General features: G+C 69.1%; 17 protein-coding genes and 1 pseudogene. 9 read left to right on the top strand and 9 right to left on the bottom strand.

Annotated elements, in window-relative coordinates; genetic code table 11:
• Positions 1-124 precede the first annotated feature (124 nt).
• Positions 125-1,303 (top strand): acetyl-CoA C-acetyltransferase, encoded by a 1,179-nt coding sequence (locus tag BA022_RS05845; protein ID WP_088886856.1) that lies wholly within the window; start codon positions 125-127, stop codon positions 1,301-1,303.
• Between the two features lie 141 nt (positions 1,304-1,444).
• Here the strand turns inward: BA022_RS05845 and BA022_RS19455 are convergent.
• A pseudogene (locus BA022_RS19455) lies at positions 1,445-1,590 on the bottom strand (IS1595 family transposase); the annotation flags it as partial.
• Between the two features lie 361 nt (positions 1,591-1,951).
• Between BA022_RS19455 and BA022_RS05840 the strand changes: the two are divergent.
• Genes BA022_RS05840 through BA022_RS05825 form a run of 4 tightly spaced genes read left to right on the top strand, consistent with a single transcriptional unit; the run spans position 1,952 to position 5,625 of the window.
• The gene (locus tag BA022_RS05840; protein ID WP_088886855.1) at positions 1,952-2,560 is read left to right on the top strand and encodes a TetR/AcrR family transcriptional regulator; all 609 of its coding nucleotides are present in this window, start codon (positions 1,952-1,954) and stop codon (positions 2,558-2,560) included.
• A complete protein-coding gene (locus tag BA022_RS05835; RefSeq protein ID WP_088886854.1) occupies positions 2,557-3,708 on the top strand; it encodes an efflux RND transporter periplasmic adaptor subunit in 1,152 nt (383 codons plus the stop codon). The genes BA022_RS05840 and BA022_RS05835 overlap by 4 nt, the downstream gene beginning before the upstream one ends.
• On the top strand, positions 3,705-4,904 hold the full coding sequence (locus BA022_RS05830; protein WP_047351218.1) for an ABC transporter permease: 1,200 nt from the start codon (positions 3,705-3,707) through the stop codon (positions 4,902-4,904). Before BA022_RS05835 ends, BA022_RS05830 begins: the two co-directional genes overlap by 4 nt.
• A gap of 10 nt (positions 4,905-4,914) precedes the next feature.
• Entirely contained in the window at positions 4,915-5,625 is a 711-nt protein-coding gene (locus tag BA022_RS05825) for an ABC transporter ATP-binding protein (RefSeq protein WP_088886853.1), read from the top strand.
• Between the two features lie 91 nt (positions 5,626-5,716).
• Here BA022_RS05825 and BA022_RS05820 read toward each other — a convergent pair whose 3' ends face one another.
• Positions 5,717-7,117 (bottom strand): lytic murein transglycosylase, encoded by a 1,401-nt coding sequence (locus BA022_RS05820; protein WP_187306023.1) that lies wholly within the window; start codon positions 7,115-7,117, stop codon positions 5,717-5,719.
• A gap of 68 nt (positions 7,118-7,185) precedes the next feature.
• Between BA022_RS05820 and sbcB the strand changes: the two genes are divergently transcribed.
• The 3 genes from sbcB (at position 7,186) to BA022_RS05805 (ending at position 11,611) form a co-directional block, all read left to right on the top strand.
• Positions 7,186-8,625, top strand: coding sequence for an exodeoxyribonuclease I (gene sbcB / locus BA022_RS05815; protein ID WP_088886852.1), 1,440 nt, complete (start codon positions 7,186-7,188; stop codon positions 8,623-8,625).
• A 9-nt stretch (positions 8,626-8,634) separates the two neighbouring features.
• Positions 8,635-9,519 (top strand): NAD-dependent protein deacetylase, encoded by an 885-nt coding sequence (locus BA022_RS05810; RefSeq protein ID WP_088886851.1) that lies wholly within the window; start codon positions 8,635-8,637, stop codon positions 9,517-9,519.
• Positions 9,520-9,589: 70 nt separating this feature from the next.
• Positions 9,590-11,611 (top strand): sigma-54-dependent Fis family transcriptional regulator, encoded by a 2,022-nt coding sequence (locus BA022_RS05805; protein WP_088886850.1) that lies wholly within the window; start codon positions 9,590-9,592, stop codon positions 11,609-11,611.
• Positions 11,612-11,776: 165 nt separating this feature from the next.
• On the opposite strand, the gene BA022_RS05800 is transcribed toward BA022_RS05805, so the two are convergent.
• The 4 genes from BA022_RS05800 to BA022_RS05785 all read right to left on the bottom strand — a co-directional run bounded on the left by BA022_RS05800 (position 11,777) and on the right by BA022_RS05785 (position 16,858).
• Positions 11,777-12,178, bottom strand: a complete 402-nt coding sequence (locus tag BA022_RS05800) for a DUF779 domain-containing protein (protein WP_088886849.1) — start codon at positions 12,176-12,178, stop codon at positions 11,777-11,779.
• Between the two features lie 21 nt (positions 12,179-12,199).
• Positions 12,200-13,231: an alcohol dehydrogenase AdhP gene (gene adhP / locus BA022_RS05795; protein WP_088886848.1), complete on the bottom strand. Its 1,032-nt coding sequence runs from the start codon at positions 13,229-13,231 to the stop codon at positions 12,200-12,202.
• A 95-nt stretch (positions 13,232-13,326) separates the two neighbouring features.
• Positions 13,327-14,850: an aldehyde dehydrogenase gene (gene adh, locus BA022_RS05790; protein WP_088886847.1), complete on the bottom strand. Its 1,524-nt coding sequence runs from the start codon at positions 14,848-14,850 to the stop codon at positions 13,327-13,329.
• Between the two features lie 292 nt (positions 14,851-15,142).
• Positions 15,143-16,858, bottom strand: coding sequence for a Na/Pi cotransporter family protein (locus BA022_RS05785; protein ID WP_088886846.1), 1,716 nt, complete (start codon positions 16,856-16,858; stop codon positions 15,143-15,145).
• 283 nt (positions 16,859-17,141) lie between these two features.
• Here BA022_RS05785 and BA022_RS05780 point away from each other — a divergent pair, with 283 nt between their 5' ends.
• Positions 17,142-19,634 carry an AI-2E family transporter gene (locus BA022_RS05780; protein WP_187306022.1) on the top strand — a complete coding sequence of 831 codons (2,493 nt, stop codon included), beginning with the start codon at positions 17,142-17,144 and terminating at the stop codon, positions 19,632-19,634.
• 83 nt (positions 19,635-19,717) lie between these two features.
• Here the strand turns inward: BA022_RS05780 and upp are convergent, their stop codons facing one another.
• The 3 genes from upp to BA022_RS05765 all read right to left on the bottom strand — a co-directional run bounded on the left by upp (position 19,718) and on the right by BA022_RS05765 (position 22,469).
• Positions 19,718-20,347 carry a uracil phosphoribosyltransferase gene (gene upp / locus BA022_RS05775; RefSeq protein ID WP_015913242.1) on the bottom strand — a complete coding sequence of 210 codons (630 nt, stop codon included), beginning with the start codon at positions 20,345-20,347 and terminating at the stop codon, positions 19,718-19,720.
• Between the two features lie 122 nt (positions 20,348-20,469).
• Positions 20,470-21,456 carry a threo-3-hydroxy-L-aspartate ammonia-lyase gene (locus tag BA022_RS05770; protein WP_088886845.1) on the bottom strand — a complete coding sequence of 329 codons (987 nt, stop codon included), beginning with the start codon at positions 21,454-21,456 and terminating at the stop codon, positions 20,470-20,472.
• Between the two features lie 170 nt (positions 21,457-21,626).
• Positions 21,627-22,469 carry an enoyl-CoA hydratase-related protein gene (locus BA022_RS05765; RefSeq protein ID WP_015913244.1) on the bottom strand — a complete coding sequence of 281 codons (843 nt, stop codon included), beginning with the start codon at positions 22,467-22,469 and terminating at the stop codon, positions 21,627-21,629.
• Positions 22,470-22,499: the final 30 nt, after the last annotated feature.

Below are 22,499 nucleotides of genomic sequence, written 5' to 3'. Positions count from 1 at the left end.
CCCGGAGCGGCGTTGCGGCGCGCTGCGGGGTGACTACGCAATAGTCCTGACACCGGGCCGACAGACAATGGCTGCTGGCCTGCGGCCGTGCAGCCGGCAGGTGCCACTCCCGAAAGGACACACCATGGAAGACATCGTCATCGTTTCCGCCGTGCGCACGCCCGTGGGCAAGTTTGGCGGCGCACTGGCCAAGACCCCCGCGACCGATCTGGGCGCCATCGTCATCCGCGAGGCGCTGGCACGCGCCCGCGTCGCCCCCGAGCAGGTGGGCGAGGTCATCATGGGCCAGGTGCTTGCGGCCGGCTGCGGCCAGAACCCGGCCCGCCAGGCCATGATGAAGGCGGGGCTGGCCCAGGAGACGCCCGCGCTCACCATCAACGCCGTGTGCGGCTCGGGTCTCAAGGCTGTGATGCTGGCCGCCCAGGCCGTGGCGACGGGCGACAGCGAGATCGTCGTGGCTGGCGGCCAGGAGAACATGAGCCTGGCACCGCACGTGCTCAATGGCTCGCGCGAAGGCCAGCGCATGGGCGACTGGAAGCTGGTCGACACCATGATCGTCGACGGCCTGTGGGACGTGTACAACCAGTACCACATGGGCATCACGGCCGAGAACGTGGCCAGGCAGCACGGCATCACGCGCGAGATGCAGGATGCGCTGGCCCTGGCCAGCCAGCAAAAGGCCGCCGCCGCCCAGGACGCAGGGCGCTTCACGGACGAGATCGTGCCTGTGACACTTGCGCAGAAGAAGGGCGACCCCGTCATATTCGCGGCAGACGAATATCTCAACCGCAAAACCAGTGCCGAAGCTCTGGCTGGCCTGCGCCCCGCCTTCGACAAGGCCGGCTCGGTCACGGCGGGCAATGCCTCGGGCATCAATGACGGTGCGGCCGCCGTGGTGGTGATGAGTGCCACCAAGGCTGCGGCCCTGGGCCTGCAACCGCTGGCCCGCATTGCGGCCTACGGCACCAGCGGACTGGACCCCGCCACCATGGGCATGGGCCCGGTGCCGGCATCCCGCAAGACATTGCAGCGCGCGGGCTGGAGCGTGGGCGATGTGGATCTGTTCGAACTCAACGAGGCCTTCGCTGCCCAGGCGTGCGCGGTGAACAAGGAGCTCGGCATCGATCCCGCCAAGGTCAACGTGAATGGCGGCGCCATCGCCATCGGTCACCCCATCGGTGCCTCGGGCTGCCGCGTGTTGGTGACCCTGCTGCACGAAATGCAGCGCCGCGATGCCAGGAAGGGCCTGGCCGCGCTGTGCATTGGTGGAGGCATGGGCGTGTCCATGGCATTGGCGCGTTAAGCAGAGCACCGGCGTTGTCATGACTCAGAAGGCCGTAGGGGACGCCCATGCGGCCTTTTTTTATGACTATGTCTCCATTGAGTAAAAAAAGGCAGATAGCCGCCTGCAACAAGGCCTGCGGGTAGGCGGGCTATGGGTGCCCAGGGTGTGCCGCCAGCCGAGGTAGTGGGGTAAACAGCGTGTGGCCACGCCGTGAAATCGCAACAGCCACTGGCGCAGGCGGCTGTGATAGCACTGACGATCTGTACGTGGACGGCCCCGTTAACGTGAGCACCCTGAGAGAGATCATGGCTTCATGCGTAATGCTGGCCTCGGCGGCAAAGTGGTAGCACATAGCGTTGGCGTCACTGACCAGCAGCGCATCATCGGAGAGCTCCAACTACAGGCCTTCGCGCAACTGGGCCTTGGTCACCGGGCCGACTCCCGTCACGAAGTCCAGTGCCTGGCCCATACGGTCGCGGGCGATGAGCACGCATACCTGCAACCGCACCAAGGACTGTGACTCTATTGCCGCTATTGAAACGAGAGCAACCTGCCAGGGCGCTGGCGTGCGGTTTGAGGTGCTGACTGCTTCCGGAAGCGTAGGTGCCTTGTGCCGAACGTGTTTATCGATAAGATAGTAATAAATTACTTTCTTTTGGTGATTGCATGAATGAGCTGTCCAAGTACCTGCCCGCCGACGAACGGCGCACCGCCACGGTGGAGGCCGTGGTCGATCTGGCGGCCCAGCAGAACCCCAGCGACATCACCACCACCGCCATTGCCCAGCATATGGGCGTGACGCAGGGGGCACTGTTTCGGCATTTCGCGTCCAAGGACGCCATCCTGCAGGCGGTGATGTCGTGGGTGGCGCAGCGTCTCATGGCGCGCGTGGACGCGGCCGCGGATGGGGCAGCCTCTCCCCTGGCGGCGCTGGAGGCTGTGTTCATGGCGCACATTCATTTCGTGTGCGAGCGCCCTGGTGTGCCACGCCTCATCTTTGGGGAGCTCCAGCGGCCCGGCCAAACCCTGCCCAAGCAGATGGTGCAGACCCTGATCGCGGCCTACGGCGAGCGCCTGCGCGGGCTGCTGGAGGCCGGCAAGGCCGCGGGCGAGCTGGACCCGCAACTGGATGCGCAGGCCGCTGCCGTGCTGTTCATCGGCACCGTGCAGGGGCTGGTGATGCAGTCGCTGCTCGCGGGCGACGTGCAGCGCATGCGCCACGATGCGCAGGGCGTGTTTGCCATTTACCGCCGCGGCATCGGAAGAGCGCTATGAAGTTTCCCCGTCTGCAGCGCCGCACGCTGGCGCTGATCGCCGTCATTGCGCCGCTGGTGGCGCTGTTCGTCTATGTCGCTCTGCGTTCGGGGCCGCTGGCGCCCGTGGCGGTCACGCTGGGCAGCGTGCAATCGCGCGCCATTGCCCCGGCACTCTCGGGCATCGGCACGGTGCAGGCGCGGTATCTGTACAAGATCGGCCCCACCTTCGCGGGGCGCGTGCAGCGCCTGGACGTGCAGGTGGGCGACAGGGTTGAGGCCGGGCAGGTGCTGGGCGAGATGGACCCGGTGGACCTGGACGACCGCCTGCGCGCACAGCAGGCGGCCATCAAGAGCGCCGAGGCCGCGCTGCGCCAGGCAGAGGCCAGGCAGAGCTATGCGCAGACCCAGCACCAGCGCTACGGGAAACTGGTGGCGGTGCGCGGCACCAGCGAGGAAAGCTACGCCACCAAGCAGCAGGAACTGGCCGTGGCAGACGCCGCGCTCGCCGCTGCCCGCGAGGATGCGAGCCGTCTGCGCGCTGACTTGCAGGCATTGCGCGCGCAGCGTGGCAACCTGCGGCTGGTGGCGCCCGTGGCCGGGATGGTGGCTGCGCGCGATGCCGACCCTGGTACGACCGTGGTGGCGGGGCAGGCGGTGGTGAAGCTCATCGACCCGGCCAGCCTGTGGATCGACACGCGCTTTGACCAGATCACCGCCCAAGGATTGGCGGCCCGGCTGCCGGCCGAGGTGGTGCTGCGCTCGCGCCGCGGGGACAACCTGGTCGGCAGCGTGCTGCGCGTCGAGCCCCTGGCGGACGCGGTGACAGAGGAGACGCTGGCCAAGATCGTCTTCGATGCACCGGTTACACCGCTGCCCCCCGTCGGTGAACTGGCCGAGGTCACCGTGCGCCTGCCGGCACTGCCCGAAGCGCCCACCATTCCCAATGCGGCCATCCGCTTCGTGGACGGGCAGCGCGGCGTGTGGAAGCTGGTCGGTGGCAAGCCGCAGTTTGCGCAGGTACGCCTGGGCCGTGCGGACCTCGACGGCCATGTGCAGGTGCTGGACGGGCTGGCCGTGGGCGACTCCATCGTGGTGTACAGCGAGAGGGCGCTCACGGCGCGCAGCCGCGTGCACGTGGTCGAGCGCATTGCCGGGGTGGCGCCTTGATCAGCCTGGCAGGGCGCGACATTCTGCATGCCTGGGGGAAGTTCGTCTTCACAGGCATTGGCCTGGGCCTGCTGATCGGCGTGACGCTGACCATGGCGGGCGTCTACCGCGGCATGGTGGACGACGGTAAGGTGCTGCTGGACAACAGCGGCGCCGACCTGTGGGTGGTGCAGAAAGACACGCTGGGCCCCTACGCGGAATCCTCCAGCGTGCCCGACGACCTGTGGCGCGGCATCCGCGCCATGCCGGGCGTGGCGCAGGCCGCCAACATCACCTACCTGACCATGCAGGTGGGCCACGGCGACAAGGATGTGCGCTCCATGGTGGTGGGCATCACCGCGAGCGGCCCAGGCGCGCCCGGCTGGCCACCGCAGTTGGTGGCGGGGCGCCAGATCACGCGCGGCCATTACGAGGCCGTCGCCGACGTGGCGGCCGGCGTGCGTCTGGGCGATGTGCTGAAGATCCGGCGCAACCACTACACGGTGGTGGGCCTCACGCGGCGCATGGTCTCGTCCAGCGGCGACCCGATGGTGTTCATACCGTTGAAAGATGCGCAGGAGGCGCAGTTTCTCAAGGACAACGACGCCATCCTCATGCAGCGCCGCCGCACCGAGGCCAACCCGGCCTTCAACCGCCCCGGCGTTCCCGACCTGCTGGATGCGGTGGTGGCCTCGCAAACCAGCAACAGCTATGTGAATGCCGTGCTGGTGCGCATGCAGCCGGGCTTCACATCCCAGGAAGTGGCCGAGCCCATCCGCCGCTGGAAACGGCTCACGGTGTATGACCGGGCGCAGATGGAAGGCATCCTCGTGGGCAAGCTCATCGCCACATCGGCCAAGCAGATCGGCATGTTCCTGGTAATCCTGGCGCTGGTCAGTGCGGCCATCGTGGCTTTTCTCATCTACACGCTGACGATGGACAAGATCCGCGAGATTGCCGTGCTCAAGCTCATCGGCACGCGCAACCGCACCATCGCCTGGATGATCCTGCAGCAGGCGCTGGTGCTGGGCGTGATCGGCTTCGTCGTCGGCAAGATCACGGCCACCTTTGCCGCGCCGCTGTTTCCCAAATATGTGCTGCTGGTGCCGTTCGATACGGTGGCGGGGTTCATCGCGGTGCTGGCGATCTGCGTGCTCTCCAGCGTGGTGGCCATCCGCATGGCGCTGCGGGTCGATCCGGCCGAGGCGATAGGGTGAGGACGCAGCAATGAGCAGGAAAGGGATCCACATCGAGCGCCTGACCAAGCGCTACGGCTCCGGCGACACGGCGTTCCTCGCCCTCAAGGACGTGAACATGCACGTTGCACCGGGTGAGGTGGTGGGCCTGATCGGCCCGTCCGGCTCGGGCAAGAGCACGCTGCTCAAGTGCCTGGGCGCGGTGATCGACCCCACGTCGGGCCGCATGACGCTGGGCGATACGGTGATCTATGACGACGGCTGGCAAGTACCCGACCTGCGCGCGCTGCGCCGCGACCAGATCGGCTTCGTGTTCCAGGCGCCGTACCTGATCCAGTTTCTGGATGCCACCGACAACGTGGCGCTGCTGCCCATGCTGGCCGGCGTGCGCAACGACGAGGCGCGCCGCCGCGCACTGGAGTTGCTCACGGCCCTGGACGTGCAGCACCGCGCCACGGCCATGCCATCGCAACTGTCGGGCGGCGAGCAGCAGCGTGTGGCCATCGCCCGAGGCTTGGTCAACCGCCCGCCGGTGATCCTGGCCGACGAGCCCACGGCGCCGCTGGATTCGCAACGTGCCATGGCGGTGATCCGCATCCTGAACGACATGGCGCGGCGCCTGGAGACGGCCATCATCGTCGTCACGCACGACGAGAAGATCATCCCCACCTTCAAGCGCATCTACCACATACGCGACGGCGTGACCCACGAGGAGGCGGGCGAGGGTCGTGGCTTCGAGTGAAGCGGCGATCTTGATGAAATCAGGCTCTAGCGCCCATGCAGAAAGCGCTAGTAGCTATCAAAAAGGAGTAAAAACAACGGGGGACGCCGGCTCAGGGCGTCAGCAGTCGCTGCAATAGTTCGCGCGTGGCATAGCCGTCGGCGGGCAAGCCCACACTTTGCTGATAGCGGCGCACCCCGGCGCGCGTGGCAGGCCCTGCCACGCCGTCGGGCGTGCCGGTGTCCAGGCCGCGTGCGTTCAGCGCCTCCTGCAGCGCGCGTACTTCGCTGCGCGACAGAGGCTGCAGTTCGCGCGGCCAGGCGGATGCCAGGCCCGCGCCGCCGTCGATCTGCCGTGCCAGCAGGCCGACGGCCAGGGCGTAGTTCACCGAGTTGTTGTAGCGCAGCAGCGCGCGGAAGTTGGGCCCGACCAGGATGGCGGGACCACGCGCGCCTGCCGGGGTAAGGACGGAGGCGTCCTGCAGCGGCGGCAGCTCCGCGCCACCCACGCCGCGCACCCCTTCAGCGGCCCAGTCACTGCTGGCCTGGCGCACGCTCAGTTCGGCGCGTGCGTAGTCGAAGCCGGGCGGCAGCAGCACTTCGGCGCCCCACGGCTCGCCGTTCTTCCAGCCCGAATGGGCCAGGAAGTTGGCGGTGGACGCCACCACGTCGGGCACGCTGCCCCAGATGTCGCGCCGGCCGTCCCCGTCGGCATCCACCGCGTGGGCAAGGAACACCGAGGGCAGAAACTGCGTGTGCCCCATGGCCCCGGCCCAGGAGCCGATGAGCGCGTCGGCCGCGATGTCGCCCTGGTCCACGATGCGCAACGCGGCCAGCAGCTCGCGCTGGGCCCAGGCGCTGCGGCGCCCGTCGTAGGCGAGGGTGGCCAGCGCATCCACGGTGCGGAAGCTGCCGAAGTTGCGGCCATAGTTGCTCTCCATGCCCCAGATGGCCGTGACCACGCTGGCGGGCACGCCGTAGCGCTGCGCTGCCGCGTCCAGCGCGTCGGCGTACTGGCGGCGCTGCTCGCGTCCCTGCGCAATACGCTGGGGTGACACTGCGCTGTCCAGGTAGGCCCAGGGCGGGCGGGTGAATTCGGGCTGGGCACGGTCCAACTCCACTACGCGCGGTTGCCACTGCGCCTGGCCCAGGGTGGCGGCCACGGTCTGCGGGCGGATACCGGCGGCCAGCGCCTCGCGTGCAAAGGCGCTCACCCAGGCGTGGAAGCCGGCCAGCGTGGTTGCGGTGGTGTCGGGCGCCGCCGGCGCGACCGGCGTGCTCGCCGGTTCCATGGTGGATGCTGCCGGGGCAGGCGCCGGGGTGGTGGGCGCTGCGGGCGACGGCAGTTGGGGGATAACCGGCGCGGGCGCAGGGGCGCTGGGTGCAGCGGATGGAGCCGCTACGGCGGGGGGCGCTGGTGGAGCGGAGGCGCACCCCGCCAGTGCTGTCAGGCCCAGTGCGGAGGCGGCGGCGCGGCGCCGGGCGAGGGTGTCGGGCATGAAGAGAAAACGCATGCGGCCATTGTGCCGGCCTGCCATGCATACTTCGCCCTGGCACTGTTTCCGGCTGCAACTTCTTCCTCATGCACACTTTTCTCTGGCACGACTACGAAACCTTTGGCGCCAACACGCGCCGCGACCGCCCCGCACAGTTCGCCGCCGTCCGCACCGATGCCGAGCTCAACGAGATCGGCGAGCCGCTGATGATCTACTGCCGCCCGGCCAACGACTATCTGCCGGATCCGCAGTCGTGCCTGATCACCGGCATCACGCCCCAGCTGTGCCTGGAAAAGGGTTTGCCCGAGCGCGAATTCGCCGCCCGCATCGAGGCCGAGATGGCGCTGCCCGGCACCATCGGCGTGGGCTACAACACCATCCGTTTCGACGACGAGATCACGCGCTTCATGTTCTGGCGCAATCTCATGGACCCCTATGCGCGCGAGTGGCAGAACCAGTGCGGCCGCTGGGACCTACTGGATGTGGTGCGCCTGACCTACGCGCTGCGCCCCGAGGGCATCGAGTGGCCCGAGGTGGACGGCAAGCCCAGCTTCCGCCTGGAGCATCTGTCCAAGGCCAACGGCCTGGCGCACGAGGCCGCGCATGACGCGCTGTCGGATGTGCGCGCGACCATCGCACTGGCGCGGCTCATCCGTTCACGCAACCCCCGGCTGTTCGACTTCGCGCTGTCCCTGCACAAGAAGGACCGCGTGGCGGCTGAGCTGCGCCTGCCCACCACGGCGCAGGAGGCACGGCCGTTCCTGCACGTCTCGGGCATGTTCCCCGCCGAACGCGGCTGCCTGGCCGTGATGTGGCCGCTGGCCAGCCATCCGACCAACAAGAATGAGCTGCTGGCCTGGGACCTGGCGCAAGACCCTTCCGAGCTGGCACGGCTGTCCGCTGACGAGATCCGCACGCGCCTGTTCACGCGCGCAGCCGACCTGCCCGAGGGCGTGACGCGCCTGCCGCTCAAGAGCGTGCATCTGAACAAGTCGCCGATGGTGGTGGGTAACCTCAATACGCTCACGCCGGCCATGGCGCAGCGCTGGGGCATCGACCTGCCACAGGCCGCGCTGCATGCCGCCGCGGCGCGCGCGTTGCCCGACCTGACAGCCGTGTGGGCCCAGGTGTTCCAGCGCCCTGCGGAGGGGCCGCTGGATGTGGACCAGGACCTGTACGGGGGCTTCGTGGGCAATGAGGACCGCCGCCGCCTGAACCGTCTGCGCGCATTGCCCGGCGAAGAGCTGGCGCACGAGCGCCTGGGTTTTGACGACGCGCGCCTGGCCGAGCTGGTCTGGCGCTACCGTGCGCGCAACTTCCCGCACACGCTCTCGCCCGAGGAGCAGGAGCGCTGGGAGTCGCACCGCGTCGCCATGCTGGTGGAGGGCGAGGGCGGCGGGCTGACGTTCGACGCGCTGTTCGAGCGCCTGGACACGCTGGGTGCCGAGGCTGATGACGAACGCACCGAGGCTATTCTGGGCGCGGTGTACGACTACGCCGAGAGCATCGCGCCCGGCATGGACTGAGGGGCTGTGATGCAAGCTGCCGCCAACGTTGACGCGCTGTATGACTTCGTGCGCCGCCACCCGCGGTTGTTCGTCATCACGGGCGCGGGCTGCAGTACGGAGGTGGGCATTCCCGACTACCGCGACCACAACGGTGAATGGAAGCGCCCCCAGCCCGTCACCTTCCAGGCCTTCATGGGCGATGAAGCCACGCGCCGGCGCTACTGGGCGCGCAGCCTGCTGGGCTGGCGGGTGATGGGCCGCGCCCAGCCCGGTTCTGCGCACCGTGCGCTGGCTGCGCTGGAAGCGGCGGGCCGTATCGAACTGCTGTTGACCCAGAACGTGGACGGCCTGCACAGCGCAGCGGGCAGCCAGCGCACGCTGGACCTGCACGGGCGCATCGACACCGTGCTGTGCATGGACTGCGGCATGCGTGCGCCGCGTGCCGCGTTGCAACACGAACTGGAGCGGCGCAACCCCGAATGGGTGGCGCTGCAGGCCGGCGCCGCGCCCGATGGGGACGCCGATCTGGAGGGGCTGGATTTCGGCGGCTTCGATGTGCCTTCCTGCGCGCACTGCGGCAACGGCCTGCTCAAGCCCGACGTGGTGTTCTTTGGCGAGAGCGTGCCGCGCGAGCGTGTGGAGGCCGCGCGCGCGGCGCTGGCACGCTCGCACGCGGTGCTCGTCGTGGGCTCGTCGCTTATGGTGTATTCGGGCTTTCGGTTCGTGCAGGCGGCGGTCGATGCCGGCCTCCCCGTGGCAGCGGTCAACCAGGGGCGTACACGGGCCGACGGGCTGCTGGCGCTCAAGCTGGAGCAGGACGCAGGCACTGCCCTGCAGGCGTTGGCCCACGCGTGGGCGCAGCCCCATGCCTGCGTGCCCGCCGCGGTTGCTGGGCTCGTCAGCGGCCGTTGATGCTATCGTGCGGTCCCAAAGCGCCGCCTGGCCGCGTGCCGTGCAGCGCATAGCTTGCATAGGAGACACCATGCACCGCACCGCAACGCCCGGCGCGCATCCTTCCGCGGGTGCCGCGCTGGCGCTGACCACGGCAGGCGTCGTCGCCCAGGCCCACGCCCGCTCGCAGTCGTTCGGGCTGCAGCCCCATGAGCAGGCCGACCTGCACCTGCTGGACCGCCAGACCCTGGCCTGGACCGTGGCACGCAACGAGGCCCTGTGCGCCCATGCGCGCCCCGTCATGGAAACCCTGGCGCAGCAGCTGCGCGGCACGCAGAGCATGGTGATGCTGACCGACGCGCAGGGGGTGATCCTGCATGCCGAGGGCGATGATGCCTTCCTGGACCGCGCCGGCCGCGTGGCCCTGCAGCCCGGTGCGGGCTGGTCGGAGCGCAGCAAGGGCACCAACGCCATTGGTACGGCGCTGGCCCTGGGCGATGCGGTGCAGATCAACGGGCGCCAGCATTACCTGGAAGCCAACCAGTTCCTCACCTGTTCATGCGCTCCCATCCTGGATCCGCAGGGGCAGATCCTCGGCGCGCTGGACGTGAGCGGCGACCGCCGCGGCCACAGCGCCCACACGCTGGCGCTGGTGCGCATGTCCGCCGCGATGGTGGAGAACCACCTCTTCGGCAAGGTGTACGAGGATGCCGTGCGCCTGCGCTTTCATGCGCGCGCGGAGTTCCTGGGCACGCTCATGGAAGGGCTGGCGGCGTTTACCCCGCAGGGGCGCTTTCTGGCGGCCAACCGCAGCGCGCAGTTCCAGCTGGGGTTGTCGGGACCGGCGCTGGCGGCACACACCTTCACCTCGCTGTTCGGCCTGTCGATGGGCGCGCTGCTGGAGCATGCGCGCCGCTCGGTGCCCACGCTGCTGGCGCTGCAACTGCCGGCAGGCGTGTCGGTGCACGCACAGGTGGAGTTTGCGCCACGCGGCGGCGTCACGCTGCCGGTGTGCCCGGACGGCCCGGCCGCGGCCCCGCCGCCGCGCGCGCGGCCTGCTGCGACCCCCGGCCTGTCCAGCCTGCGCTACCTGGACACGGGCGATGCCCAGCTGGCGCAGGTGATCGAGCGCGTCACGCGGCTGCTGGGGCGTGGCGTGCCCACGATGATCCTGGGTGAGACGGGCACCGGCAAGGAGCTGCTGGCGCGTGCCATCCATAACGACGGCCCGCGCGCGCGAGGGCCCTTCGTGGCGGTGAACTGCGCGTCCATTCCCGAGTCGCTGATCGAGGCCGAGCTGTTCGGCTACGAAGAGGGCGCCTTCACCGGCGCGCGGCGCAAGGGCAGCGTGGGCAAGATCGTGCAGGCACACGGCGGCACGCTGTTCCTGGACGAGATTGGCGACATGCCGCTCGCCATGCAGGCGCGGCTGCTGCGCGTGCTGCAGGAGCGCAGCGTGGCGCCTCTGGGCAGCACGCGGCAGATCGAGGTGGACGTGAACGTGGTCTGCGCCACGCACCGCAACCTGCGCGCCATGATGGCCGACGGCCAGTTCCGTGACGACCTGTACTACCGGCTGAACGGCCTGGTGGTGCGACTGCCTGCGCTGCGCGAGCGCACGGACCTGGCGGTGATCGTGCAGCGGTTGCTGCGCGCCCAGCATGACTCTCCCGCCGCAGACAGCCCCATACCGGTGGCGCCCGAGGTGATGGCGCTGTTCGCCGCCCACGCCTGGCCGGGCAACCTGCGCCAGCTGTCCAACGTGCTGCGCACGGCGGCGCTGTTGGCCGAGGGCGCGGACGCGATCACGTGCGCGCACCTGCCGGAGGACTTCCTGGAGGAATGCGAGGCGCTGGCGCAGCAGGGCCGCGTGGTGGCGCAGGCGTTCTCTCAGCCAGCGGTGCCGCCAGCGGACGGCGCGCGTGCCGCGGTCCCGGCCCCGGCCCCGGCCCCGGCCCCGGCCAGCGTGCGGCCGCTGGGCGATGTGGCGGCCCATGCGCTGCAGCAGGCACTGGATGCGCACGCGGGCAATGTCTCCGCCGCCGCGCGCGCGCTGGGCGTGTCGCGCAACACGGTGTACCGCTACCTGCGCGCGCAGTCGTGTCGCTCCTGAAAAAGGAGCGCTTTGCGCTGGTCGGGCGGGAGATTCAGCCGAAATTGACCTGAAAAACGCCGCCGATACAGCGCGAGCAGCTATTAAATAAAGAGCAACACCAGGACCTGCTAACACTATGGGAGGGGATCCCCTTCCATAGTGCTAACAGGCCCAACAAGAGCGTCACTGGCCGCCCGTTGGCGGCGGCCCCAGCGCTTCGATGGCGGCCCATTCCTCGTCGGTGTACAGCCGTGAGCGCGTGAGAAAGCGCATGCCCGTGGGCCCTTCGAGCGAGAACATGCCCCCGCCGCCCGGTACCGCATCGATGAGGAGGTGCGTGTGCTCCCAGTACGCGAACTGCGAGCGGCTCATGTAGAACGGCTGCCCGGCGATCTCGCCCAGCAGCACGTCGGCACCGCCCAGCAGGAACTCCCCGCGGGCAAAGCACATGGGCGCGCTGCCGTCGCAGCAGCCGCCCGACTGGTGGAACATCAGCGGGCCGTGCTGGGCCACCAGGCGCTTGATGAGCGCCGTGGCCTCGGGCGTGGCCGACACGCGGGTGGCGGGCGGCGCTGGCGTGGTCATGGCGTTGCCTGTGCCGCGGCGTCAGGCCGCCATGTCCAGCACCACGCGGCCCTGGATCTGGCCCTTGTGCATGCGCGCGAACACGTCGTTGATGTTCTCCAGCTTCTCGGTGCGCACCGTGGCCTTCACCTGGCCGCGCGCGGCGAAGTCCAGCGACTCCTGCAGGTCCAGACGCGTGCCGACGATGGAGCCGCGCACGGTCACGCCGCGCAGCACCATGTCGAAGATGGGCAGAGGGAAGTTGCCCGGCGGCAACCCGTTGAGCGACACCGTGCCGCCACGCCGCACCATGCCCAGCGCCTGCTCGAAGGCCTTGGGCGACACGGCCGTGACCAGCGCACCGTGCGCGCCGCCGATCTCCTTTTGCAGGAAGGCGGCCGGGTCGGTGTCGCGCGCGTTCACCGTCACGCTGGCGCCCAGCTGGCGGGCCAGCGCGAGCTTGTCGTCGTCCACGTCCACCGCAGCCACGTTCAGCCCCATGGCGCGGGCGTACTGCACGGCCATGTGGCCCAGGCCGCCAATGCCGGAAATCGCCACCCAGTCGCCGGGCTTGGTGTCGGTCACCTTCAGGCCTTTGTACACGGTCACGCCGGCGCACAGCACGGGGGCGATGTCCACGAAGCCCACGTCTTTCGGCAGGTGGCCCACGTAGTTGGGGTCGGCCAGCGCGTAGTCGGCAAAACCGCCGTTGACCGAATACCCCGTGTTGCTCTGCGACTCGCACAGCGTCTCCCAACCGCCCAGGCAGTGCGTGCAACAGCCGCAGGCCGAGTGCAGCCAGGGCACGCCCACGCGGTCGCCTTCCTTCACATGCTTGACGTTGGCGCCCACGGCGGCGACGAAGCCCACGCCCTCATGCCCCGGGATGAAGGGCGGATTGGGCTTGACGGGCCAGTCGCCCTCGGCGGCGTGTAGGTCGGTGTGGCACACGCCCGAGGCCTCGATCTTCACCAGGATCTGGTCGGCGGTGGGGGCGGGCACGGGCACCTCTTCGATCGTCAGCGGCTTGCCGAATTCACGGACCACGGCGGCTTTCATTGTCTTGGCTGGCATGGGATAAACCTCCTTCTCTGTGCAAATGAACGCAAGGGGAGCCCCCGTGCACCAGCCGCCCCCGCTGGGACGGCCAGTGGGGGCGCTGTATGGGCTTAGAAGAAGCCCAGCGGCTGCTGGGTGTAGCTCACCAGCAGGTTCTTGGTCTGCTGGTAGTGGTCCAGCATCATCTTGTGGTTCTCACGACCGATGCCCGACTGCTTGTAGCCGCCAAACGCGGCGTGCGCGGGGTAGTGGTGATAGCAGTTGGTCCACACGCGCCCGGCCTGGATGCCCTTGCCCATGCGGAAGGCGCGCGCGCCATCACGGCTCCACACGCCCGCGCCCAGGCCGTAGAGCGTGTCGTTGGCGATCTCCAGCGCCTCTTCTTCGGTCTTGAAGGTGGTCACCGAGACCACGGGCCCGAAGATTTCTTCCTGGAAGATGCGCATCTTGTTGTGTCCCTTGAACACCGTGGGCTGCACGTAGTAGCCGCCGGCCAGGTCGCCGCCCAGGGCGGTGTTGCGCGCGCCGCCGATGAGGCACTGGGCGCCTTCCTGCTTGCCCAGGTCCAGGTAAGAAAGAATCTTTTCCAGTTGCTCCTGCGAGGCCTGGGCGCCGATCATGGTGTTCTTGTCCAGCGGGTGGCCCTGCTGGATGGCGGCCACGCGCTTGAGCGCGCGCTCCATGAAGCGCTCGTAGATCGATTCCTGGATCAACGCGCGGCTGGGGCAGGTGCAGACCTCGCCCTGGTTCAGCGCGAACATCGCAAAGCCTTCCAGCGCCTTGTCGAAGAAGCCGTCGTCGGCGGACATCACGTCCTCAAAGAAGATGTTGGGGCTCTTGCCGCCCAGCTCCAGCGTCACGGGAATGATGTTCTGGCTGGCGTACTGCATGATCAGCCGGCCCGTGGTGGTCTCGCCGGTGAAGGCTATTTTTGCGATGCGGTTGCTGGAGGCCAGCGGCTTGCCGGCCTCCAGGCCAAAGCCGTTGACCACATTGACCACGCCCGGCGGCAGCAGGTCGCCAATGATCTCCATCAGCACCAGGATGGAGGCGGGCGTCTGCTCCGCGGGTTTCAGCACCACGCAGTTGCCCGCAGCCAGCGCGGGGGCGAGTTTCCACACCGCCATCAGGATGGGGAAGTTCCACGGAATGATCTGCCCGACCACGCCCAGCGGCTCATGGAAGTGGTAGGCGATGGTGTCGGCGTCGATCTCGCTGATGCCGCCCTCCTGCGCGCGCACCGCGCCGGCGAAGTAGCGGAAGTGGTCGATGGCCAGCGGAATGTCGGCCGCCATGGTCTCGCGCAGCGGCTTGCCGTTGTCGATGGTCTCGGCCACGGCGATCTGCAGCAGGTTGGCCTCCATGCGGTCGGCGATCCGGTTCAGGATGTTGGCGCGCTCGGTGGTCGAGGTGCGGCCCCACGCGGCCTTGGCTTTGTGGGCGGCGTCCAGTGCGGCGTCGATGTCCTTGCTGTTGGAGCGTGGCACGGCCGTGAACTTCTGGCCGTTGATGGGCGAGATGTTCTCGAAGTACTGCCCGTCCACGGGCGCCACCCAGTGCCCGCCGATGTAGTTGCCGTACTGCTGCTTGTAGGGGTTGGCGATGCCAAGGCTGGCGATTTCGGCCATGTTCATGTGGTGTCTCCTGAATGCTTGTGAAGGAATGCCACCGATGCGGCGGCGGCAGTGCCTCAGTGCAAGCGCCGTGCCAGCACGGCGACAGAGGGAAGGGGGCGGTGGGGCGTGCCGCGGCTGTGCCGCAGCGGCGCAGCCGTGTGCCATAACGCAACAGTGCGCCGGCCCATGACGGAACACCCGTTGGGAGTGCAGCCGTACGGATGTGCTCAGATTGCTATGCTTTATATAGCTGCCAGCGCAGTATGCGAGGGCGCTTTAGGCGCTTTTTTGCCTGATCTGCTTCCGCAGATCACTCGGCACCGGGCGTAACGCTTGCCGGGCCGTTGGCGGGCGGGGTGGGTTTGAGACGCGGCAGTGCCGCCAGATGCTGCGCGGCCTTGTGGGCCTGTTCCACGGCGCGGCGCAGGTCGCCCAGCAGGCCCGTCCACTCGTGCACGGCCGTCACTTCCAGCAAGCCCTGGGCACCCGCGCGCAGCACGGCGGCCTTGGCGGCTTCATACGCCGCGTCGAACACGGCTTGTGCGGTGTTCACCTGGTCCAGGTCGTGGGCCTTGGGATTAGCGGCGGCAAAGAAATCCAGCGCCGCGGTGAAGGCCAGGGGCAGCGCGGCCAGGGGGTGGCCTTCGGGCGTGGTGGGCGCCACCGTTGCGGGGTGCGTGACGCGCAGCGCCTGCTGGCCCACCTGGTGCATGACACGCGCCAGCGTGTCGTAGTAGCCCGCAATGCGCAGCAGCTCGGGCATCTGGTCGGCCACGTCGCGCGATAGCGGCTGGCGGCTCACGTCGCTCACAAACGCGCCCACCTGCTGCTGTAGCTGCTCCAGCGCCTGCAACTGGCGCGTGAGCTGGCTCGCGGCCTGTGCGCCGGCCGGTTGCCAGGGCAGGGCGACGGGCGCCATGCGGGTGGCATCCGACGCCAGCTGCAGTGCCAGGTGGCCTACGCGCGCCATCTCGCGGCGCAGCGCCTGCAGGGCCAGCGCGGGCACGGCGGCCACGTTGTGGTCCAGGAACTGCGCACGGGCCACGTCTTCGTCCGCCGAGCGAAAGCGTGCCAGCAGAAAGCGCGCGAGCGGCCCCGACAGCGGCCACATGAGCAGCACGCCCAGCAGGTTGAACGCGGTGTGGAAGATCACGAGCTGCGTCACTGCGTCTCCCTCACCCGTGAGCCATACGCCCAGATGATGGATGGCCGTGAGCAGGGGCGACAGCAGCGCCAGGGCCGCCGCGGCCGTCACCACGTTGAACAGCACGTGTGCCGCCGCCAGGCGCCGCGCGTTGGACGTGGCGTGGATGGCGGCCAGGATGCCCGTGAGCGTGGTGCCCACGTTGGCGCCGATGACCACGCCCGCGCCCACTTCCACCGCCAGCGAGCCGCCCGCCACGGCCGTCAGCACCACCGCCAGCGTGGCCGACGAGGCCTGCAACACCACCGTCATGCCCAGGCCGATGAGCACTGCCAGCGCCAGGCCCGGCAGGTCGCTGGACAGCGGTGGCAGCGCCTGCGGACCCAGCCCGGTGAAGCCGTTGCGCAGCAGTTCGATCCCCAGGAACAGCACGCCGAACCCCGCCACCGCCTGGCCCAGCGCACCGCGCCGCGTGCCGCTGCCGGTGATTTGCAGCGCCATGCCGATGCCGATGAACGGAAGGGCGAAGGCATCGGCCTTCACCGCAAAGCCTAGCCACGCGACGAGCCAGCCGGTGACCGATGAACCCAGATTGGAGCCGAACACCACCCACAGCGCGGAGCTGAAGCCCAGCAACCCCGCATTGACGAAACCGATGGCCGCCACCGTCATGGCGGTGGACGATTGCACCAGCGCCGTGAGCGCCACCCCGGTCACCAGCCCGTGCAGCGGCGTGCGCGTCCAGGCGGCCAGGATGCGCTCCAGCGCGCGCCCGGCCGCCAGCTTGAGCCCGTCGGTCAGCATGGTCATGCCCAGCAGGAACAGGCCGATGCCGCCCAGCAGGGTGCCGGCGGCAATCAGGGGAGTGGCGGTGGCGGTCAAGGCGGCGGCGCGGTGGTTTTGTTCGGGTAGACCGGTAGGTGCGTGCCGACGGGGCGGTGCGGCAGAGGCGCTTTTATTTTGATAGCTGGTCGCGCTTGCTGCAAGCGCTCTGGGGCTATTTTAGGTCATTGATCGGTAGTGTGGAGCGCCTTACGGGCGGCGCGGTGCACGGCGTGCGCTGTCAACCGCCCGCCCGCCCGCGTGCAGTCTGTGGCGGCTGCCGCCTACAGGGGCGCGGGGCCGCGCAGCGGACAATACGCGCCGGACACGACTTCGAGAAGCGATGCAAGGGGACAACGCCATGGGCAACAGCGGGCCGCAGGAGCCGACCGATTCCAGGCCGGCCAGGGATGCGGGGGCGGCGCGCGGCGCCACCGCTTCGGGCTATCCGCCGCAGCGCACCGTGCACACCGCCACGGCCATGGACGCCACGGTGCCCAGCCTGCGATTCATGATCGGCCTGGTGATCGCGGCGCTGGTGGTCGCGGGCCTGTACTTCGGCCGTACGCTGCTGGTGCCGCTGGCATTGGCGTTCCTGCTGAGCTTCGTGCTGGAGCCGCTGGTGGCGCAGCTCAAGCGCATGGGCCTGCCGCGCCTGCCCTCGGTCATCGCGGTGGTGATGGCCATGCTGATGGTGCTGGGCGTGGGGGCGCTGTTCGTGGGTAACGAGGCGCGCGAGCTGAGCGCGCAGCTGCCCTCCTACCAGAGCACCATCCGCAAGAAGCTGCGCAGCCTGCGCCAGGAGTTGCGCGCGCCCGGCATGTTCGACGGCGCCAAGCGCACCTTCGACATCGTGCAGCGCGAGGTGGAGGCGGCCGCTCCCGCCTTGTCGGGTGCCACGCGCGCGCCGGCCGTGCAAAAGGTGCAGGTGCAGCCGCCCGTGCTGTCGCCCGCCAACCAGCTTATGGCCGCGCTCTCGGCGGTCAGTGGGCCGCTCACCCAGGCGGGCCTGGTGCTGGTGTTCGTGATCTTCATCCTGCTGGACCGTGTAGACCTGCGCGACCGCCTGCTGCGCCTGTGGGGGGGCAATCTGCACCGCGCCACCGATGCCATGGACGAGGCGGGCGACCGCATCACGCGCTACCTGACCATGCAGTTGCTGGTCAACGTGACCTACGGCATTCCCATGGCGGCGGGCCTGTGGCTCATCGGCGTGCCCGGTGCCGTGCTGTGGGGGTCGCTGGCCGCGGTGATGCGCTTCGTGCCCTACCTGGGGCCGTTCATCGCTGCGGCGTTTCCGCTCACCCTCGCTTTCGCGGTGGACCCGGGCTGGGATCTGGTGCTGTGGACGCTCGGCCTCATCGTGCTGCTGGAACTGGTGAGCAACAACGTCATCGAGCCCTGGCTGTATGGGTCCAGCACCGGGCTGTCGGCGCTGTCGCTCATCGTGGCGGCCACCTTCTGGGCGGCGCTGTGGGGGCCGGTGGGGCTCATCATGTCCACGCCGCTCACCGTGTGCCTGCTGGTGATCGGCCGCTACCTGCCGCAGTTGGCCTTCCTGGAGGTGCTGCTGGGCAGCCGGCCGGTGCTGGACGAGCCCACGCGCATCTACCAGCGACTGCTGGCGGGCGACGCGGCGGAGGCCATCGAGTTGAGCACCACCCGCATCGAGGCCCTGAAGGGCGCCGTGCCCGCTTTCTACGGCCAGGTGGGCGTGCCCGTGCTGCGCATGGCCGTGGGCGACCATGCGCAGGTGGCCACGCCCGAGCACCGCCTGCGCCTGGTCGAAGGCATGGACGCGCTGCTGGACGAGCTGGAGGAGCAGTACCCGGTGCCCGACGCCGCTGCGCAAGAGCCGGTGGTGTGCCTGGGCGGCAAGTGGGAGGTAGACCTGTTCGCGGCGCGCATGCTGGCGCATGCGCTGTCGCTGCAGCATTGCCCGGCGCTGGCGCGCGTGGAGGGCGCCATGAGCGCCGAACATCTGGATGGCCTGGACCTGGACGCCGTGCGCGTGGTCTGCGTGGTGTGGCTCGCGCCCGAGCCCACCGCCGCCGCGCGGCACCTGTGCCGCAGGCTCAAGCGCCGCTGGCCGCATGTGCACATCGTGCTGGCGCTGTGGGGTGGGGTGCAGTCCCAGCCGCAAGACGAGCTGAGTGCCCAACTGGGCGCCGACGCGCTGGCGCTGTCGCTGGAGGAAACCCTGGCCCAGGTGGCGCCGCTGCAGGGCGCCAGCGTAGAAGGCGCTTACACCCCCGCGCCCATTCCCGCGGACGACGAGGCGCGCCTGCGCGCCCTGCAGGCCAGCGGCGTGCTGGACAGCCCCGCGCTGCAGCAGCTGTGCCAGCACACGGCCCAGCGCGCGGCCGACATCTTCGACGTACCGTTGGCGATGGTGTCGCTGGTGGATCGCGAGCGGCAGGTCACGCTGTGTGCGCACGGCCCGTTGGCGGCCGGCGGGGGGCAGGCCTGCTCGGCGGGTCAGGGCCTGCCGCGCGGCCTGTCGCTGTGCGGGCATGTGGTGGCGCGGCAGCGGTCGCTGGTGGTGCTCGACATTGCGCGGGATGCGCGCTTTGCCGGCAATCCGGCGCTGCGCGAGCAGGGTCTGCGCTTTTACGCGGGCGTTCCGCTGCGCGACGCGGCGGGCCATGCGCTGGGTACGCTGTGCCTGATGGACACCGCGCCGCGCGCATTCGATGAGCGGGAAAAGCGGTTGCTGCAGGCCATGGCCAATGACCTCATGGCCGGCTGGCGCGACGCGCAGGCCGCGGGCGGCCCGGCGCTACCCGCGGGCCAGGCCGCGCCATCGGCCACGGTGGGTCAGGTGGTGCCTCAGTAGCCGACGTCCGAAATCGTCCGAAATGGTCTGAAGTAGGAGCGACCGGCGCGGCCAGGGCCGGGGCAGGCCCTGTCGCCAGCGCGTTACTTGGTGCCGAAGATGCGGTCACCCGCATCGCCGAGGCCGGGCAGGATGTAGCCGTGGTCGTTGAGCTCGCGGTCGATGGCGGCGGTGTAGATGGGCACGTCGGGGTGGGCCTTTTGCAGCGTGGCCACGCCCTCGGGTGCAGCCAGCAGGCACACGAACTTGATCGAGCGCGGCTGCAGTTGCTTGAGGCGCGCGACGGCCGCGGCGGCGGAGTTGCCGGTGGCGAGCATCGGGTCCACGACGATGATGTCGCGCTCGGCCATCTCGGAGGGCATCTTGAAGTAATACTCGACCGGCTGCAGCGTGTCCGGGTCGCGGTACAGGCCGATGTGGCCGATGCGCGCGCCCGGCACCACGTTGAGCATGCCGTCCAGGAAGCCGTTGCCCGCGCGCAGGATGGACACGAGCACGAGCTTCTTGCCGTCGATGACCTTGCCGGTCATGGTCTCCAGGGGGGTTTCGATCTGGATGTCCTGCAGCGGCATGTCGCGCGTGACTTCGTAAGCCATCAGGGTGGACAGCTCGCCCAGCAGGCGGCGGAAGCTGTTGGTGCTGGCGTCCTTCTTGCGCATCAGGGTCAGCTTGTGCTGTACCAGGGGGTGGTCGATGACGTGGACGTTGCTCATGGGCTGGTGCCTCTTATTGGGGTAGAAAAAAAGATCGAGACCGGAATTTTGCACTCTGGCGCCAAGCCCCTGCGCGCGGGCAGCGCCGACGCACCGCCGGCCAGCGGCCCATCCGCCTCAGGTCAATCTGCCGACGCCGCGGTCAGCAGCTGTGCGTAGCGGGTCATGTCCACGTTGCCGCCGCTGATGACGACGCCCACGCGCTTGCCCCGCAGCCGCACGCCGCCATGGCACGCGCCCGCCAGTCCCAGCGCGCCCGTGGGCTCGACCACGATCTTCATGCGTTCGGCAAAGAAGTGCATCGCGCTCATGAGCTGCGCATCGGTGGCGGTCACGATGTCAGAAACGCCGGCGTGGATGAGGGGGAAGGTGAGCGCGCCCAGTGCCTGCGTCTGTGCACCGTCGGCAATCGTCTGCGGTGTGTCGATGCGCACCACGTGGCCTGCGTTGAGGGACTGCTGTCCGTCGTTGCCGGTCTCGGGCTCCACGCCGACCACCTTGCACTGCGGCGCCAGTTCGCGCGCTGCCAGCAGGCAGCCCGACAGCAGGCCGCCGCCGCCCAGCGGCACGAACAGGTAGTCCAGGTGCGGCACGTCCTCGAACAGCTCCTTGGCCACCGTGCCCTGGCCGGCGATCACGTGGGCGTGGTCGAAGGGCGGAATCAGCGTCATGCCGCGCTCGGTGGCCAGGCGGCGGCTGATGGCCTCGCGGTCTTCGGTGAAGCGGTTGTAGGTGACCACCTCGGCGCCGTAGCCGCGCGTGGCGGCTATCTTTGCAAGCGGCGCATCCTCCGGCATGACGATGACTGCGGGAATCTCCAGCAGCCGCGCCGACAGCGCGATGGCCTGCGCATGGTTGCCCGACGAGAACGCGATCACTCCGCGCTGGCGCTGCGCGTCGCTGAACTGCACCAGTGCGTTGAACGCGCCGCGGAACTTGAACGCGCCCATGCGCTGCAGGTTTTCGCACTTGAAGAACACCTGCGCTCCGAGCAGCGCATCCAACGTGCTGGAACTCAGCACCGGCGTGCGGTGTGCCATGCCCTTGAGGCGATGGGCCGCTTCGGCAACGTCGTCGTAGGTGGGCAGCGGAGGGCGCGGCAGGTGCATGGCTGTGGGCGAACGCTGGTGAATGGAAACGCGGCGCGGTGCCGCGCCGCAGGCGGGTTGCCGCATCATAGCCCGACACCCGGCGGTATATGCCTCGATTGGCCTGCAACGCCCTTGCAGCAAGCGCGCCCAGCTATCAACTTTGAAACCGGGGCCGCGCGGCGCGTGCGTCAGCCGAGTTCGCTGAAGCGCTTGAGCGGCGCCAGCGCCGGGAAGTCGCCCGCGCGCTTGGCCTGCATGGCGGAGACGGCCTCGCCCACGTGGCGGTTGCTCCAGATGGCGCCCTGCAGCCAGCCCATCTGGCGCAGGCTGTCGTGCACGCCGTGGTCGCGCGCATAGCGCACGGCCTGCTTGGTGCCCCAGACGGCCACCGGCGGCTTGGTGGCAATCTCGTTCGCGCAGGCCAGGGCGCCGGCCACCAGCGCTTCGTGCGAGTCGAACAGCTGCGTGACCAGTCCGCATTCCAGCGCGCGCTCGGCCGGCAGGCGGCGGCCGGTGTAGGCCAGCTCGTTCAGCAGGCCCAGCGGCATGAGCTTGGGCAGGCGCTGCAGGCTGCCCACGTCGGCCACCATGCCGATGTTGATCTCCTGGATGCAGAAGAAGGCATCGCGCGTGGCATAGCGGATGCAGGCGGCCGCCACCATGTCCAGTGCGCCACCGATGCAGCCGCCGTGGATGGCCGCGATCACGGGGATGCGCAGCTCTTCGATGCGCGTGAAGGTGGCCTGCATGTCCGTCAGCAGGTCGAACACGGCGGCGCGCCCCTCGGGGCTGCGGTCGTCCAGCGTGATCGCGCCGCCGAAGGTCTCCAGCGCCATGCCCGCGCTGAAGTGCTTGCCCGTGCTGCTGATGACCAGCGCGCGCGCATCGCCGCCGCGGTGCAGGTCGGCTAGCACGGCGTCCAGCTCGCGCCAGAACTGCGGGTGCATGGTGTTCATGGCCTCGGGGCGGTTCAGCACCAGGTGGGCCACGTGGTCGGTGACGGTGAGGGTGAAGCAGGTGAGGGTGTTCATGGCACGACTGTAGGAGTGGCCGGCGGGCCG

The sequence above is a fragment of the Diaphorobacter nitroreducens genome, from assembly GCF_002214645.1.
Lineage (GTDB): Bacteria > Pseudomonadota > Gammaproteobacteria > Burkholderiales > Burkholderiaceae_C > Diaphorobacter > Diaphorobacter nitroreducens.
Note: the sequence above shows the minus strand (reverse complement) of the source record. Positions and strands in the feature narration are given on the sequence as shown.

Coding starts and splice junctions, on each gene's coding strand:
- sbcB (WP_088886852.1), top strand. CDS start 7,186: ATGCACACTTTTCTCTGGCACGACTACGAAACCTTTGGCGCCAACACG.
- BA022_RS05805 (WP_088886850.1), top strand. CDS start 9,590: ATGCACCGCACCGCAACGCCCGGCGCGCATCCTTCCGCGGGTGCCGCG.
- BA022_RS05825 (WP_088886853.1), top strand. CDS start 4,915: ATGAGCAGGAAAGGGATCCACATCGAGCGCCTGACCAAGCGCTACGGC.
- BA022_RS05840 (WP_088886855.1), top strand. CDS start 1,952: ATGAATGAGCTGTCCAAGTACCTGCCCGCCGACGAACGGCGCACCGCC.
- BA022_RS05810 (WP_088886851.1), top strand. CDS start 8,635: ATGCAAGCTGCCGCCAACGTTGACGCGCTGTATGACTTCGTGCGCCGC.
- BA022_RS05770 (WP_088886845.1), bottom strand. CDS start 21,456: ATGCACCTGCCGCGCCCTCCGCTGCCCACCTACGACGACGTTGCCGAA.
- BA022_RS05800 (WP_088886849.1), bottom strand. CDS start 12,178: ATGACCACGCCAGCGCCGCCCGCCACCCGCGTGTCGGCCACGCCCGAG.
- BA022_RS05835 (WP_088886854.1), top strand. CDS start 2,557: ATGAAGTTTCCCCGTCTGCAGCGCCGCACGCTGGCGCTGATCGCCGTC.
- adh (WP_088886847.1), bottom strand. CDS start 14,850: ATGAACATGGCCGAAATCGCCAGCCTTGGCATCGCCAACCCCTACAAG.
- upp (WP_015913242.1), bottom strand. CDS start 20,347: ATGAGCAACGTCCACGTCATCGACCACCCCCTGGTACAGCACAAGCTG.
- adhP (WP_088886848.1), bottom strand. CDS start 13,231: ATGCCAGCCAAGACAATGAAAGCCGCCGTGGTCCGTGAATTCGGCAAG.
- BA022_RS05780 (WP_187306022.1), top strand. CDS start 17,142: ATGCAAGGGGACAACGCCATGGGCAACAGCGGGCCGCAGGAGCCGACC.
- BA022_RS05765 (WP_015913244.1), bottom strand. CDS start 22,469: ATGAACACCCTCACCTGCTTCACCCTCACCGTCACCGACCACGTGGCC.
- BA022_RS05845 (WP_088886856.1), top strand. CDS start 125: ATGGAAGACATCGTCATCGTTTCCGCCGTGCGCACGCCCGTGGGCAAG.
- BA022_RS05820 (WP_187306023.1), bottom strand. CDS start 7,117: ATGCGTTTTCTCTTCATGCCCGACACCCTCGCCCGGCGCCGCGCCGCC.